10 protein-coding genes and 1 tRNA gene are annotated in these 15,350 nt (G+C 54.3%); 7 read left to right on the forward strand and 4 right to left on the reverse strand.

Features of this window, described 5'->3' with window-relative positions; translation table 11 throughout:
* Positions 1-68: 68 nt before the first annotated feature.
* The 5 genes from NNL38_RS00240 to NNL38_RS00260 all read left to right on the forward strand — a co-directional run bounded on the left by NNL38_RS00240 (position 69) and on the right by NNL38_RS00260 (position 6,494).
* Positions 69-145 (forward strand) — tRNA-Pro (locus tag NNL38_RS00240).
* A gap of 970 nt (positions 146-1,115) precedes the next feature.
* Positions 1,116-2,834: a dipeptide ABC transporter ATP-binding protein gene (locus NNL38_RS00245; RefSeq protein WP_255389045.1), complete on the forward strand. Its 1,719-nt coding sequence runs from the start codon at positions 1,116-1,118 to the stop codon at positions 2,832-2,834.
* A 92-nt stretch (positions 2,835-2,926) separates the two neighbouring features.
* Entirely contained in the window at positions 2,927-4,483 is a 1,557-nt protein-coding gene (locus tag NNL38_RS00250; RefSeq protein WP_255389046.1) for an ABC transporter substrate-binding protein, read from the forward strand.
* Between the two features lie 88 nt (positions 4,484-4,571).
* Positions 4,572-5,549: an ABC transporter permease gene (locus NNL38_RS00255; protein WP_255389048.1), complete on the forward strand. Its 978-nt coding sequence runs from the start codon at positions 4,572-4,574 to the stop codon at positions 5,547-5,549.
* A gap of 3 nt (positions 5,550-5,552) precedes the next feature.
* The gene (locus NNL38_RS00260) at positions 5,553-6,494 is read left to right on the forward strand and encodes an ABC transporter permease (protein WP_255389050.1); all 942 of its coding nucleotides are present in this window, start codon (positions 5,553-5,555) and stop codon (positions 6,492-6,494) included.
* 441 nt (positions 6,495-6,935) lie between these two features.
* On the opposite strand, the gene NNL38_RS00265 is transcribed toward NNL38_RS00260, so the two are convergent.
* Complete coding sequence (locus tag NNL38_RS00265) at positions 6,936-8,303, reverse strand: YjiH family protein (RefSeq protein ID WP_255389051.1); 1,368 nt, start codon at positions 8,301-8,303, stop codon at positions 6,936-6,938.
* A 436-nt stretch (positions 8,304-8,739) separates the two neighbouring features.
* Here NNL38_RS00265 and NNL38_RS00270 point away from each other — a divergent pair, with 436 nt between their 5' ends.
* A complete protein-coding gene (locus tag NNL38_RS00270; RefSeq protein WP_255389052.1) occupies positions 8,740-8,907 on the forward strand; it encodes a hypothetical protein in 168 nt (55 codons plus the stop codon).
* 42 nt (positions 8,908-8,949) lie between these two features.
* Here the strand turns inward: NNL38_RS00270 and gorA are convergent, their stop codons facing one another.
* Both gorA and NNL38_RS00280 read right to left on the reverse strand, forming a co-directional pair.
* Positions 8,950-10,305 (reverse strand): glutathione-disulfide reductase, encoded by a 1,356-nt coding sequence (gorA, locus tag NNL38_RS00275; protein WP_255389053.1) that lies wholly within the window; start codon positions 10,303-10,305, stop codon positions 8,950-8,952.
* 157 nt (positions 10,306-10,462) lie between these two features.
* The gene (locus NNL38_RS00280; RefSeq protein ID WP_255389054.1) at positions 10,463-11,302 is read right to left on the reverse strand and encodes a 23S rRNA (adenine(2030)-N(6))-methyltransferase RlmJ; all 840 of its coding nucleotides are present in this window, start codon (positions 11,300-11,302) and stop codon (positions 10,463-10,465) included.
* A gap of 227 nt (positions 11,303-11,529) precedes the next feature.
* Here NNL38_RS00280 and prlC point away from each other — a divergent pair, with 227 nt between their 5' ends.
* A complete protein-coding gene (gene prlC / locus NNL38_RS00285) occupies positions 11,530-13,572 on the forward strand; it encodes an oligopeptidase A (RefSeq protein ID WP_255389055.1) in 2,043 nt (680 codons plus the stop codon).
* 282 nt (positions 13,573-13,854) lie between these two features.
* On the opposite strand, the gene gppA is transcribed toward prlC, so the two are convergent.
* Positions 13,855-15,342 carry a guanosine-5'-triphosphate,3'-diphosphate diphosphatase gene (gppA, locus tag NNL38_RS00290; RefSeq protein ID WP_255389056.1) on the reverse strand — a complete coding sequence of 496 codons (1,488 nt, stop codon included), beginning with the start codon at positions 15,340-15,342 and terminating at the stop codon, positions 13,855-13,857.
* Positions 15,343-15,350: the final 8 nt, after the last annotated feature.

Here is a 15,350-nt window from a genome sequence, read left to right on the forward strand (position 1 = left end):
ATCTCCGGCTCTTGGGAGTAGCGGACCAGAGGCGACCCTCTGGAGAGCTGACCAAGCAAAAAATTTATCGGTGAATAGCGCAGTTTGGTAGCGCATCTGGTTTGGGACCAGAGGGTCGGGGGTTCGAATCCCTCTTCACCGACCACTATTAGAAACCCTAGCTTTCGAGCTAGGGTTTTTTTCTATCTGGTGTTTGTTGTTTGGTTACGGTACGCGCTGGGCCGGGTACGGAAGGCCGCCCCGTCCGAATCTTGCTTCACCGACTACCATTGAAATCCCGGCTCGAAAGAGCTGCTGCTTTTTACCGGTTTCTCCCTTCTCTTCGGCGTATCGCACCACCTGATCTGCGATAGATACCGGAGCGCTGTATGACCCATATCCTGTTTCCGATCTTTCCAGTTTTTCGCCATCTGTTGTGCACTGATGTTCGGCCCGCAGATGATCTGGCCTGTTGAGCAATTTCGTACTGGATTAACCTTTATTGATGATATTCACAATAGTAAGTGCTTTGCCCTGATTTTTGTTGATTGCCTGGGATAAACGGATGACGGAAGGTTAAAGAATCGCGCTTCTTCACACTTGTTGGGTTTCGGCGGCGGATTGCTTGTGATCTTTGTCAAAACACGACATTTCATTTCACTACAAGTTTGGTTTTATATTGGTGAATCACGCTATGAATATTAGTTGTTGATATTTCTATACCCTGAATTTTTTATGAAATGGCAAATAAATGGGTTGTTGGGAGGTTGTTATGTGGTTCTTTGTGTTGTATTTGTTAAATTAACCAATTGTTGCTTTGCTGTTTTATGCAAACTGAATGCGCAGGTAGGAATAGCTTATAACCACGCTGTTAGTGTGTTTCACTGATGATAACACGTGATTATTATAAGCTAGTTGCTTGTTCATACTTGTCTTGTTTGCTTTATAAATATCCTTTGATTGATTATTTATTCGTAAAATATTCATTATTTCAGATTTTCAGCATGTTTTGTTGATTTTTTGTGAAATGTTTGCCAAATTGTCTTCTGAACATATATTCAGCAAATTGTGCTGATTTCGAAAGGATTCACTTTTTCAGACAGGGCAGAGCACTGCCGAGCAGTTGGGGTCTGGTAATGGCACTATTAGAAGTTAAAAATCTCCGTATCGAATATCCTTCCCGCCATGGGGTCCATGCTGCGGTGAAATCACTGTCGTTTTCGATTGAGCGCGGTGAAATTGTCGGTGTGGTCGGTGAATCGGGCGCGGGGAAATCGACGGTGGGTAACGCCGTGATCGATCTTCTGAGTCCGCCGGGGCAGATCGCCAGTGGCGATGTATTCTTGGATGGTGAAAAAATATCGGGTTTGACCCCGGAAGAGATGCGCAAGGTACGCGGCTCTAAGATTGGGTTTATTTTCCAGGATCCGATGACGTCATTGAATCCGCTGTTCACGGTGGAGCAGCAGCTGACCGAAACTATTATCACCAATCTGGCTGTTAGTAAGGAAGAAGCCTATACCCGTGCGGTTAACCTGATGGCGCAGGTCGGCATTCCGCAGCCGGAATTGCGGATCAAGCAATTTCCACATCAATTTTCTGGCGGGATGCGTCAGCGGGTGGTGATTGCTATTGCGCTGGCTGGCGAGCCGGATCTGATCATCGCTGATGAGCCGACCACCGCACTCGATGTCTCCATTCAGGATCAAATTCTGAATTTGATCCGTGAGCTGTGCGTGAAGAAAAACGTCGGCTGCATGCTGGTGACCCATGATATGGGGGTTGTTGCCAATGTCACGGATCGGGTCGCCGTGATGTATCGCGGCGATCTGGTCGAAATCGGCAAGACGGCGCAGGTACTGGGCCAGCCTTCACATCCTTATACTCAAAGCCTGATCTCAGCCGTGCCACGCTCGGATGTGAAGCTGGAGCGTTTCCCGCTGGTGAGTTATATCGAAGAAGCCGGAGAGATGAGCCAGCTGGATGTAAAAAACCACTGGCTGGGCCAGAGTCAGGATCAGCGCAGCTACACCGGGGCGCTGTTGCAGGTAGATAACGTCAACCTGCGCTTTGTCACCAAACACTCGTTCTTTGAGAGTCGCCGGGAGTACGTGCAGGCCTCGAATAACGTCAGTTTTGAGATCTTTGAAGGGGAAACCTTCGGCCTGGTCGGGGAGTCCGGCTCCGGGAAATCAACCATTGCCCGGGTGATTGCCGGTTTATATCCGCCGAACTCCGGTAAAGTGGTGTTTGAAGGCATTGATTTGACCGGGTTGAAGAGCGAGGCCGAGCGGCGCCCACTGCGTCGTCAGATGCAGATGGTGTTCCAGAACCCTTACTCATCGATGAACCCGCGGATGAAAATCGCCGACATTATCGCTGAACCGATCCGCTTTCATCAGCTAACCGAGAATGATGCGCAAACCCGGCAAATCGTCAACGACCTGCTCGATCATGTCGGCCTGGGGCGTGCAGCCGGGGTGAAATATCCCCATGAATTTTCCGGCGGGCAGCGGCAGCGAATTTCCATTGCCCGTGCACTAGCCACCCGTCCGCGCCTGCTGATCTGCGATGAGCCGACCTCAGCGCTGGATGTGTCGGTACAGGCTCAAATTCTCAACCTGCTCAAAGATCTGCAAGACGAGCTAAACCTGACTATGTTGTTTATCAGCCATGACCTGCCGGTGATTCGCCAGATGTGTGACCGCATTGGTGTGATGCAGATGGGAACCCTGCTGGAAGTGTCACCGACCGAGCAGCTGTTCAACTCGCCGCAACATGAATACAGCAAACAACTGATCTCACTGATGCCGGAATTTAAAGGCATGAGCCAGGAAGGATTGAAATTAGCCTAACCCTGCTGCCCTGCCCGCAATCGGGCGGCAGGGAGCATAACCTAGCAAACACAAGACAAAGGGAGTGACCTCCCGCATAAAGGAGCTATGCAATGAAAACCATCAAGACCAAGCTGGCTGTGGCGCTCATGGCCGCAGGCCTGAGCTTTAGTGCTGCTGCTGCAGATATCAAGGTTGCTTATGACGCGGATCCGGTCTCGCTTGATCCCCATGAGCAGCTGTCCGGCGGTACACTGCAAATGTCTCATATGGTCTTTGACCCGCTGATCCGTTTTACCCAGGATCTGGATTTTGAGCCGCGTCTGGCTGAGAGCTGGGAGCGTGTCGATGATACAACATTTCGCTTTTCACTGCGCAAAGGGGTGAAATTCCACTCCGGCAACGAGCTGACAGCCGACGATGTGGTTTGGACTTTTGATCGCCTCAAGCGCTCCGCTGACTTCAAAGCGATCTTTGAACCTTACACCGAGATGAAGAAGGTTGATGCCTACACGGTTGAGCTGAAATCCAAAGGTCCTTATCCGCTGGTGCTGCAAACCGCGACCTACATTTTCCCGATGGACAGCAAGTTCTACAGCGGTAAAACCGCGGACGGCAAAGATAAATCTGAGCTGGTCAAGCACGGCAACTCTTTTGCATCGACGAATGTTTCCGGGACCGGTCCGTTTATTGTGACAGCCCGTGAGCAGGGCGTTGAAGTGATCTTTGAGCGTTTTAATGACTACTGGGATCAGGACTCGGAAGGCAATGTCGACAAGCTGACTCTGGTGCCGATCAAAGAAGATGCCACCCGGGTGGCAGCCTTGCTGTCCGGTGGCGTGGATATGATTTATCCGGTGGCACCGAATGACCATCGCCGGGTGAAAAACACCAAGGGGATTGAGCTGGTGACCCTGCCCGGGACTCGGATCATCACGTTCCAGATGAACCAGAACAGCAATGAAGCGCTGAAAGATGTCCGCGTTCGCCAGGCGATTGTCCATGCGATCAATAACGAAGGGATCGTGAAGAAAATCATGAAGGGCTTCGCGACAGCTGCTGGCCAGCAAGGTCCGGAAGGCTATGCCGGCTATGATGCGAACCTGGTACCACGCTATGATCTGAAGAAAGCCAAGCAGCTGATGAAAGAAGCAGGCTACGAGAAAGGCTTTAAGCTGACCATGATGGCGCCGAACAACCGTTATGTGAATGATGCCAAAGTCGCACAGGCTGCTGCGGCCATGCTGTCGAAAATCGGCATTAAGGTTGATCTGAAAACCATGCCGAAAGCACAGTACTGGCCTGAGTTTGATGTCTGTGCGGCGGACATGATGATGATTGGCTGGCACTCAGATACGGAAGATTCCGCAAACTTCTCAGAGTTCCTGACCATGACCCGCAACGAAGAAACGGGTAAGGGCCAGTACAACTGTGGCCACTACTCGAATCCGGAAGTAGACCGCCTGGTTGAAGCTTCGAATGTGGAAACTGATCCGGCCAAACGTGCGCAGATGCTGCAGAAAGTGGAGGCGACCCTGTATAACGATGCCGCGTTTGTCCCGCTGCACTGGCAGAACCTGGCCTGGGGTGCCAGCGAGAAGCTGAACATCAAGCCGATTGTGAATGCGATGAACTATCCGTACTTCGGCGATCTGGTGGTTGAAGAGTAAAACGGAAAATATTGGCGGTCTCGCCAATCAGATTCGGTGCCGGGGGAAACGCCGGCACCGATTTTCAGGATGATAGAAGGGGCAAGGAATGTTTACGTTTCTGGTCAAGCGCCTGTTTCAGGCACTGATAGTGATGTTTGTGATCAGTCTGGTGGCGTTTGCCATTCAGGACAACCTGGGAGACCCGCTGCGCGAATTGGTGGGCCAGTCGGTATCAGAAGCTGAACGTCAACAACTGCGTGATGAGTTGGGTCTGAACGATCCGTTTATTACCAAATATACCCGTTTTCTGGGCAATGCGATCCAGGGCGATCTGGGCACCTCTTACTTTTACAAACGCCCGGCCACGGATGTGATCCTCAGCAAGCTGGTAGCCACTCTGGAGCTGGTGTTCGGTGCGACGCTGATCATTATATTCGTTTCGATCCCACTTGGGGTCTATTCGGCGATCCACCCGAAAAGTTTCTTTACCAAAGTTGTGATGGCCTTCAGTAGTATCGGGATCTCAATTCCTGTCTTTCTGACCGCGATCATGCTGATGTACATTTTCTCGATTGAGCTGGGCTGGCTGCCCTCTTATGGACGCGGCGAGACCAGTGATTTGCTGGGATGGGAGTCCGGTTTCTTTACCTTGGACGGCCTGAGCCACCTGGTGCTGCCGTGTATCGCACTGGCCTCGATCATGCTGCCGCTGTTTATCCGTTTGGTGCGATCTGAGATGCTCGAAGTGCTGAGTTCTGAATATATTAAGTTTGCCAAGGCCAAAGGCCTGGCAATGAATAAAGTGTATTACCAGCATGCCCTGAAAAATACCATGCTGCCGGTGCTGACGGTAGGCGGGGTCCAAATCGGCACTATGGTGGCTTACACCATTTTGACCGAAACGGTCTTTCAGTGGCCGGGGATGGGCTTTCTGTTCCTGGAGGCGATTAACCGCTCCGATACGCCGTTAATCACCGCATACGTTATATTTGTCGGCCTGATCTTTGTGGTCACCAACACCATTGTTGACCTGCTGTATGGCCTGGTGAACCCGACTGTCAATCTGACTGGCAAAGGAGAGTAAGTCATGAGTAGTACGACAGTGACCACACCGAGCCGCTGGGAGCGGTTTAAAAAGTCGGATATTTTGTATTATTTCCTCAGAGATAAAGTCGCAATGACCAGCTTTGCGGTCTTTCTGGTCTTTGTGGTAACCGCGTTATTCGCGCCTTTGATTTCGCCGACCGACCCTTATGATCTCTCATCCATTGATATTATGGACTCTGAGTTACCGCCTTCCTGGATGGAAGACGGCGACGGCCGGTTTTTGCTCGGCACTGACGATCAGGGCCGTGATATTTTCTCGACCATTCTCTACGGCTCACGCCTGTCGCTGACCATCGGCCTGCTGGCAGTCGGCTTGCAGTTGATCCTCGGGGTGATTATCGGCCTGAGTGCCGGTTACTTTGGCGGCCGGGTGGACAGCTTCCTGATGCGGGTTGCCGATGTGCAGCTCTCTTTCTCGACCATGATGGTAGCGATTATCGTCTCGGCAATTTTCCGTACTGCGCTGGGCGCTGAGTTGTATGCCCAATATGCGGTGATCATGCTGGTGGTGATTATCGGGGTGGCGGAGTGGCCGCAGTACGCCCGGACCGTCAGGGCATCCGTATTGGCCGAGAAGAAGAAAGAATATGTGGAAGCCGCGCGGGTGATGGGCTTTAAGGCGCCGCGGATCATGTTCCGCCATATCCTGCCGAACTGCCTGTCGCCAATTCTGGTGATCTCCACCGTGCAGGTGGCCAATGCCATCATGTCGGAAGCTGCGCTGTCTTTCCTCGGGCTGGGCCTGCCGGTCGATCAGCCGTCGCTTGGCTCGCTGATCAGCATCGGCTTTAACTACATCTTCTCCGGCTCCTGGTGGATCACCGCCTTTCCGGGTCTGGTGCTGGTGGCACTGGTGCTGGTCATTAACCTGCTGGGTGACTGGCTGCGGGATGTCTTCAACCCGAAAATCTATAAAGGGTAAGTGAACACTTCGCATGAAAAAGCGGCCGGATGGCCGCTTTTTTGTTTCAGGTTTCTTGGGAATAGCCCTGGGTGGTCATCTTTTCATCCAAGCGGGACAAATACTGCAGTCGTCGATTTTGTCACCAAACGGCTTGCGGGGTTGTCATTCCTTGGGCGCTGCTGAGCCCTGTCTTTATGACACCCCACCATGAAGTCTATGTGTTGTCAGTTTCGACGTGTCGACCCTACGTCGTTCAGGGCGGTTTGACCGGGATTCATACATCCCCTTGGCGCCGAACCGGCCACTCCCGCTGGTTATATCTCTGCCCGGTCAAAATTAAGGGATACGGACTGTGCCCGCGGTCGTTGTGGCTGGATCTATTGGGGCTGGATGTGTGTCGTGGAAAACACAAAGCCAGCTGTGGGCAGCTGGCTTTGAATGGGAGAAAGTGCGGCGGGTTTAGAAGATCAGGTGGCCCATCAGCGCGATGACTGGCAGGGTGATCAGGGTCCGCAGGATGAAGATCAGGAACAGCTCCCATGGTTTGACCGGGATTTTACTGCCGATCAGCAGGGCACCGATTTCTGACATATAAATCAGCTGGGTCACTGACATGGCTGCAATCACGAAGCGAGTCAGGTCGCTCTCAATCCCTGAAGCCAGGATTGATGGCAGGAACATATCGGCAAAACCAACCACAATGGTTTCAGAGGCCGCTGCCGCTTCCGGGATCCGCAGGAGTTCCAGGAACGGGATAAATGGCTGACCCAGAATGCTGAATACCGGGGTGTTTTCGGCAATCACCAGCGCTATGGTACCAATGGCCATCACTACCGGCAGGACGCCAAACACCATATCAACTGCATTGTGTACGCCTTCTTTGAATACTTTGCGCAGGCTGGTCACTTCACTGGCTTTTTCCAGTGCTTGTTCCAGTCCAAAGCCAATTACACTTTTACCGGCCGGCACCGCTTCTAAATCTTCGGTTGGCGCGGTGTCATCGATGAAGCGATCCTTTTTCCACGATAGCGGCGGCAGGCGCGGCACAATCACTGCGGCGACAAAACCAGCCAGACACACGGTCAGGTAAAACGGAACAAACATATGCTCCAGGTTGACCTGGGCAATGACCACCAGGCTGAAGGTGATGGAGACGGCGGTAAATGTCGTGCCGATCACTGCGGCTTCGCGCTCGGTGTAAATTTTGCTTTCGTACTGCTTGCTGGTCATCAGCACGCCAACACTGCCGTCGCCCAGCCAGGACGCGATACAGTTGACCGCAGAGCGACCCGGCAGGTTAAACAGCGGACGCATAATGCGGGTAAACAGTGCGCCAACAAATTCCAGCAGACCAAAATTCAGCAATAGCGGCAGCAACAGGCCGGCAAAGATGAAGACTGACAGCAGGACCGGCAGCAGATCATTCAGCACCAGACCGCCGGTCGCACCATCGTGGATCATCGCTGGACCGACTTTGAAGAAGGTCATCAGGACGAAGATAGCGCCAAGCTGCTGGACCACAAACCAAGGCAGGCTTGGGTTGAGCAGGCCACTGAGAAAACTGTTATTGAGAATGACGCGTGGCTTGAAGAGTTTGGTGAAAAGGGTGGCCACAGCTGCCAGGCTGATCACAAAGGTAACCATGGCGGTCAGCATGCCGTCAAACACGGTTTGGACGGACTTGGCCAATACCGCAATCGGAATTGTCAGCGCATCCTGATATTGGATGGGCGCCATAAAGAGAAATACTCCCAGAAAAGAGGGAATAAAGAACATCAGCCAGTTCGCTTTGCTCGGGGATGATGTTGTAAGTGCCTGTTCCTGCATATTCGACCTTTAACGTTTAACGTATTGTTTTCGTTCAGAGTGGTGGCTGTAGTTATTATTGGTGGAATAAATATTCACTGATTATCCATAATCAAGTAGTAGAAGATTACATTTTTTAGCGTTGAAATGGAATAGTTCACGGTGTTTTCTGTGTTTCTATTCACTTTATGCTAAATTTGACTGTAATCACGCCGCGATAATCTTGACCTTTTGGTAACAAATGATCAACAAGAATTTTATTTTCGAATCCAACCTTGATCATAGTTTTGATAACTTTGTCGTTATGTTTACGACTGCTGATGTTCATTCACCCCGCCTGTTGAGGAGCGCAGCAAGGTGGGGGAGAGGTGGATGAAAGCGAAAACTTGCATCAAGGCATATTCAGTGATGGCGTATTCACTGAGAGTGGATGTTAAGGGGCTGGCTGGTGAACAGCATGACAACTGCCAAAGGAGCCATGGGGGCAGGGGACATGGCTGCATATTTTGATGATCAGGACAAACTTGGCAGCGTCGTGGGTGAATCATCAGGTCCGGCAATAAAAACTGGCTATATCCAGGGATATAGCCAGTGGTCATTCGGGCTGTTTGGCGTGGCGTGCTAAGCGGTGTCCGGCATGGTCTCACGCTTGCCTTTACGCGTTGCCTTAGCGCATGGTCACGAACTCTTCCGAGCCGGTCGGGTGAATCGCTACCACGCTGTCGAAGTCCGCCTTGGTGGCGCCCATTTTCATTGCCACGCCGAAGCCCTGGATCATCTCATCCACGGTAAAGCCGATGCCGTGCAGGCCGACTACAGTTTCTTCCGGCCCGGCACACACCAGCTTCATCTTACATGGCTGACGGTTGCTGGTGACCGCGGTGTACATCGCGGTAAAGCCGGATTTGTACACCTTCACGTTATCTTCGCCGTACTGGGCAATAGCTTGTGGCTCGGTCAGGCCGATGGTGCCGATTGGCGGGTGGCTGAAGACCACGGTCGGCACCAGGTTGTAATCCATCTTGGCGTCCGGCTTGTTGTTGAACAGGCGCTCAGACAGCTGGCGACCGGCTTTGACCGCGACCGGCGTCAGCTCGATCCCGCCTTCCATGATGTCGCCGACACAGTAGATCCCCTCGATATTGGTTTGTTGGTATTCGTCCACTTTGATGTAGCCGTGATCGTTGGTTTCTACGCCGGCTGCCGCCAGGTTGATCTTGTCCGTGGTCGGGTTGCGGCCGATGGCCCAGATCAGCAGATCGGTATTGTGGGACTCCCCGTTTTCAAAATGCAGCGTGGTGGTGCCGTCGGCTTCTTTGACCACTTCTTTCGGCACGGAGTGGGTGTGCAGCGTCGGACCTTCGTTGTCCATCACTTCAATCAGGGTCTCGACGATCATCGGATCAAAGCTGCGCAGCGGTGATTCTTTACGCACGAACAGATGCGTTTCAGTGCCCAGCGCGTGCAGTACGCCGGCAATTTCAACGGCAATATAGCCGGCGCCGATCACGGCGGTGCGTTGCGGCTGCTCGTTCAGGGCAAAGAAGCCGTCGGAGTCGATCCCGTGCTCGGCACCCGGAATATTCGGGATGGTCGGCTCGCCGCCCACGGCGATCAGGATGTGATCGGCCGTGTAGTGTTCGCCGTTGACTTCGACGGTTTTCTCATTAACGAACTTGGCAAACCCATTGATCACTTCAATTTTGTTGTTGCCCAGTACGTTGTCGTAGGCGGTGTGGATCCGGCTGATATAGGCCTCGCGGCTTTCAACCAGCTTGCTCCAGTCGAACTTTTTCACGTCGACATCGAAGCCGTAATCTTTCGCGTACAGGTGCATGGCTTCAGCAATCTGAGCGCCGTGCCACATGACCTTTTTCGGCACGCAACCGACATTGACACAGGTACCGCCCAGTGCTTTGGCTTCGATCAGCGCGACTTTGGCGCCATACATTGCCGCCCGGTTTGCCGATGCAATACCGCCGCTCCCACCACCGATACAAATGTAATCAAAATGCTTCGCCATGACTTTCTCCGCTTGGATTGTACGATTTATTAGCTGGCCCTAGTGTAATCAAGAACGGTAAGAGTTACGAGCACCGGGCAGGAATAACTCATTGCCGAAAAAAGCGGGCCGGAGCCCGCTGTTTCTGGAGATTGTTGATGATAACGTTGGCCGCAGGTTACTCCGGTACGATCCAGGCGACTTTGTAGAAGCCGTGGGTCGGGGCGATGGCCTGTTGTAGCCACGGTAGGATCGCCTGCATCTGGCTCTCCAGCTTCCATGGCGGGTTGATGACTATCATCCCCGAGGCTGTCATGCCGCGCTCGGTGGTATCGGGCTCAACGCCCAGCTCAATTTGCAGGATTTTGCGGATCCCCAAACCTTCCAGACCGGCAATCATCTGGTCGATATTTTCCCGGTACACCACCGGATACCAGATTGCGTAGGTGCCGGTGGCCCAGCGCTTGTAGCTTTCTTTGATCGCTTTCACCACGTCCATGTACTCATGTTTGAGTTCATACGGCGGGTCAATCAGCACCACCCCGCGGCGCTCTTTCGGCGGCAGGCTGCCCTTGAGGCGGGTAAAGGCATCTTCTTTATATATCTTGACCTGGCGATCCCCCCGGAACTCCTGCAGCAGCAGGGGGAAATCGGACGGGTGCAGCTCAGTCAGCACCATCCGGTCCTGCTCGCGCAGCTGGGCGCGGGCAACGCGGGGAGAGCCCGGATAGTAGCGCAACTCATCACCCTGGTTCAGCGTTTTGATCGCTTCGATATAACTGGCGATCGCAGCCGGGATATCATTCCGCTGCCAGATCCGGGCAATGCCTTGTTTGAACTCGCCGGTTTTTTCGCTGCGCTCATCTTCCAGATCGTAGCGGCCCACGCCGGAGTGGGTGTCGTGGTAGACAAAGGCTTTGTCCTTTTGCTTCAGGGCATCGAGGATCAGGCTCTGGACGATGTGTTTCACAACGTCGGCATGGTTACCGGCATGGAAACTGTGGCGATAGCTCAGCATTGCAAGGCTCTCTACAGGTCAGGGGGGAATAGGGCGCCTATTATGGCGGAATCGCGGTGGGGCGCAATAGCGGCGGATCTCCGCTGCGGGGGCGATGCTTTTGCCGGGCAGGGGGCGGATTCCGGGTTAGACTATAAGGATAAAGGTGGAATTACCGCCCTTAAGGGATTGAATTTATAAGTTTGAAGACACATCTTGTCAGTAACAGACGAATTAAGGATTAGCGCATGTCGAACCCATTACTCACCATGACGGACCTGCCTCCGTTTTCTCAGATCGAAGCGGCACATGTTAAACCAGCCATTGAGCAGGCGATTGCCGACTGTCGTGCCAAGGTTGAAGCCGTGTTGGCCAATGAGGCCGCACCGAGCTGGGACACCATTTGCGCGCCGCTGGCCGAAACTGATGATCGCCTGAGCCGGATTTGGTCACCGATCAGTCATCTGAACGCCGTTAAAAACAGCGAACAGCTGCGTGAAGCATACGAAAGCTGCCTGCCGTTGCTGTCGGATTACGGCACCTGGGTCGGGCAACATAAAGGGTTGTATGAGGCCTATAAAGCGATTAAAGCGGATGCCGGTTTCAGCCAGCTGACCCAGGCCCAGCAGAAGTCGGTGACCGATGCGCTGAAAGAGTTTGAACTGTCCGGGATTGGTCTGCCGGCGGCAGAGCAGCACCGCTATGGTGAGATCAGCAAGCGCTTGTCTGAGCTGTCGTCAACGTTCAGCAATAATGTGCTGGATGCCACCATGGGTTGGACCAAGCTGGTGACGGATGTGTCTGAGCTGGCCGGGATGCCGGAGTCGGCGCTGCTGGCGGCGAAAGCGGCTGCTGAAGACAAAGATCTCGACGGATACCTGCTGACGCTGGAGATCCCGTCTTACCTGCCGGTGATGACCTACTGTGAAAACCGCGAGCTGCGCCGGGAAATGTATGAAGCCTTTGCCACCCGTGCTTCCGATCGCGGCCCGAATGCCGGCAAATGGGACAACAGCGAAATCATTGCCGAGAAGCTGAAATTGAGCCACGAACTGGCGCGCCTGCTGGGCTTTAACTGCTATAGCGAGAAGTCTCTGGCGACTAAAATGGCCGAGACGCCGGATCAGGTGCTGAGTTTCCTGAACGATCTGGCCGCCCGGGTCAAGCCTCAGGGCGAGCGGGAAGTGGCGGAGCTGCGCGAGTATGCTGCCGCTGAATTTGGCGCAACCGAGCTCGAGCCGTGGGATCTGGGTTTTTATGCCGAGAAGCTCAAGCAGCACCGATACAGCATTTCTGATGAGCAGCTGCGTCCGTACTTCCCGGAGCATAAGGTGGTCGCAGGACTGTTTGAAGTCCTCAAGCGGGTGTTCGGGATGGACGTCAAAGAGCGTCAGGGCGTCGATACCTGGCACGAGTCGGTGAAGTTTTTTGATATCTTCGATGCCAAGGGTGAACTGCGCGGCAGCTTCTACCTGGATCTCTATGCCCGCGACAACAAGCGCGGCGGAGCCTGGATGGATGAGTGCCTGGTGCGCCGGACCCGCGCAGACGGCAGCCTGCAACCCCCGGTCGCCTACCTGACCTGTAACTTCAACAAACCGGTGGGCGGAAAGCCGGCACTGTTTACCCACGATGAAGTGGTGACGTTGTTCCACGAAACCGGCCACGGCATTCACCATATGCTGACCCGGGTTGACGTACCGGCTGTGTCCGGTATTAACGGCGTGCCATGGGATGCGGTCGAGTTGCCAAGCCAGTTCCTGGAAAACTGGTGCTGGGAAGAAGAGGCATTGTCCTTTATCTCTGGCCACTATGAAACCGGCGAGCCACTACCGAAAGCAATGCTGGAGAAAATGCTGGCAGCCAAGAACTTCCACTCGGCCATGGGGATCCTGCGCCAGCTGGAATTCGGCCTGTTCGATTTCAGCCTCTACACTGACTACGATCCGGAAATCGGTGCCCGGGTGCTGGAAACCCTGCATTATGTGAAATCGAGGGTTTCTGTAGTCCAGACCCCGGAGTGGGGACGTTTCCCGCACAGCTTCAGCCATATTTTTGCCGGCGGTTACAGCGCGGGCTATTACAGCTACCTGTGGGCCGAGTTGCTGTCTTCTGATGCCTATTCCCGCTTTGAGGAAGAAGGGATCTTCAACCCGCAAACTGGTGCTGATTTTCTCGACTGCATCCTTGAGCGCGGCGGCAGTGAAGAGCCGATGGTGCTGTTCAAGCGCTTCCGGGGCCGGGAGCCGAAGATTGATGCGTTGCTGCGTCATTCCGGCATCACCGGATAATTGACTGATTGGGCTGGTTATTTCACCTCATTGCTGCATCGGACATGCTCATTGATAGTTATCAACTCCGCGTGTCCTCTTTGCTCTGAGGTGAAATTCCTGCGCCGAATCAGCAATGATAATTTTGCAGACGAAGGGCGTGCTCATTGATGGTTATCAACGTCGCGCGCCCTCTTAGCTCTGGTTAGCTCTGGAATGAAACTCCTGCGCTGAACACCAGCCAATAAAAAAGCACCCGGTCGGGTGCTTTTTTGTGTGGGGCCTTTGTTGTTTTGGGAGCGGTTAGCTTTCGATCAGCGTCAGGGGCCAACCCATGTCAGTTTGGCGGGTGGCTTCCTGTTGCAGCTCGGCCCGGGTGAGCGGGTTGTCAGCCAGCCAGTCAGCCGGAAGGGTCAGGGTCAGTTGGTTGTCCTTGACCGCCAGGGTCGCTGGTGGCTGATTGTTGTCGTCGCGGCGGTGACACAGGATCACGGCCAGGCGCAGCAAACGCAGCAGGCGGGTCGCCGTCTGGGCCGACACCGCGTGTTGCTCCGGCAGGCTGCTCAGTTGCTCGCGGAAACGGCGCAGCAGCTCGGCGATCAGGTGCTTCTGGGCCCGGGTGAAGCCGGGTAGGTCGAGATGGCTGATCAGGTAGGCCGCATGTTCGCCGCTCTGTTTGAACTCGATACAAGTCCCGATCTCATGCAGCGAGGTACAGGCATGGAGCAGGTACTCGGCTTGCGGCTCCAGTTGCCAGTGCGGCTCGCAGCTGGCCAGCAGGGACATCGCCGTTTGGGTCACCGTCTCGGCATGCTGGCTGTCGAGCTGGAAGCGGGCGTGCAGGCTGTCCAGTGTTCGGGCCCGTACATCATGATGGCGCATCTGGCTCATCATTTCGTACACCATGCCTTCTCGCAGCGCGCCACCGGCCAGGGTCATCGACTCGATGCCCAGGGTTTCGAAAATGGCGATCAAAATCGACAGGCCGCTCGGGAACACCAGGGCCCGCTCCAGGGTCAGCCCTTCGATATCGAGATCTTCGAGGTGCTCATACTGCATCGCCTGGCGTTGCATCCGCTTGAGCTTGGGTAGGGTGATGAGCTCATCCATCCCCTGGGCCAGCATGATTTCCTGCAAGGCCTGAACGGTACCGCTGGCGCCGACGCAGGTTTCCCAGCCGAGCGTCTGGTATTGCTCAATGATCGGCTCGATGGCCAGCTTGGCAGCCTGAATGGCGGCATCAAAGTTTTCGCTGTTGAGACAGCGGTCTTTGAAGTAGCGCTCAAGCCAGGTGACGCAGCCGATTTTCAGGCTGGTCAGGGCGCTGGCATCGAGTCCTTCGCCGATCACCACTTCGGTACTGGCCCCGCCGATATCCACCACCAGGCGCTTGCCGCAGCCGCCTGATGTGTGGGCGACCCCCTGGTAGATGATCCGGGCTTCTTCTTCGCCGGGAATGATGGCGATCGGGTGGCCCAGGATCGTTTGGGCTCTGGAAAGAAAAACATCGGCATTGACGGCGGCGCGCAGGGCGGCGGTGCCGACAATCCGGATTCGCTCCGCCGGAATATCCTGCAGCCGCTCGGCAAACAGGCTCAGGCACTCCCAGCCGCGCTGCATGGCTTCATCACTGAGCTCATAGTGATCATTGAGTCCGGCTGCCAGGCGCACTTTGCGCTTGATTTTCGCCAGGGTGTGCACGCTACCGGCCACTTCCCGCACAATCCACATGTGGAAGCTGTTCGAGCCTAAGTCAATGGCGGCATACAACGGAGATACGGTTCTTTCCATAAGCCTTG

Source organism: Photobacterium atrarenae (assembly GCF_024380015.1).
Lineage (GTDB): Bacteria > Pseudomonadota > Gammaproteobacteria > Enterobacterales > Vibrionaceae > Photobacterium > Photobacterium atrarenae.

Excerpts from the sequence above, each read along its gene's own strand:
- NNL38_RS00245 (WP_255389045.1), top strand. The coding sequence starts at position 1,116 with ATGGCACTATTAGAAGTTAAAAATCTCCGTATCGAATATCCTTCCCGC.
- NNL38_RS00250 (WP_255389046.1), top strand. The coding sequence starts at position 2,927 with ATGAAAACCATCAAGACCAAGCTGGCTGTGGCGCTCATGGCCGCAGGC.
- NNL38_RS00255 (WP_255389048.1), top strand. The coding sequence starts at position 4,572 with ATGTTTACGTTTCTGGTCAAGCGCCTGTTTCAGGCACTGATAGTGATG.
- NNL38_RS00260 (WP_255389050.1), top strand. The coding sequence starts at position 5,553 with ATGAGTAGTACGACAGTGACCACACCGAGCCGCTGGGAGCGGTTTAAA.
- NNL38_RS00265 (WP_255389051.1), bottom strand. The coding sequence starts at position 8,303 with ATGCAGGAACAGGCACTTACAACATCATCCCCGAGCAAAGCGAACTGG.
- NNL38_RS00270 (WP_255389052.1), top strand. The coding sequence starts at position 8,740 with ATGACAACTGCCAAAGGAGCCATGGGGGCAGGGGACATGGCTGCATAT.
- gorA (WP_255389053.1), bottom strand. The coding sequence starts at position 10,305 with ATGGCGAAGCATTTTGATTACATTTGTATCGGTGGTGGGAGCGGCGGT.
- NNL38_RS00280 (WP_255389054.1), bottom strand. The coding sequence starts at position 11,302 with ATGCTGAGCTATCGCCACAGTTTCCATGCCGGTAACCATGCCGACGTT.
- prlC (WP_255389055.1), top strand. The coding sequence starts at position 11,530 with ATGTCGAACCCATTACTCACCATGACGGACCTGCCTCCGTTTTCTCAG.
- gppA (WP_255389056.1), bottom strand. The coding sequence starts at position 15,342 with ATGGAAAGAACCGTATCTCCGTTGTATGCCGCCATTGACTTAGGCTCG.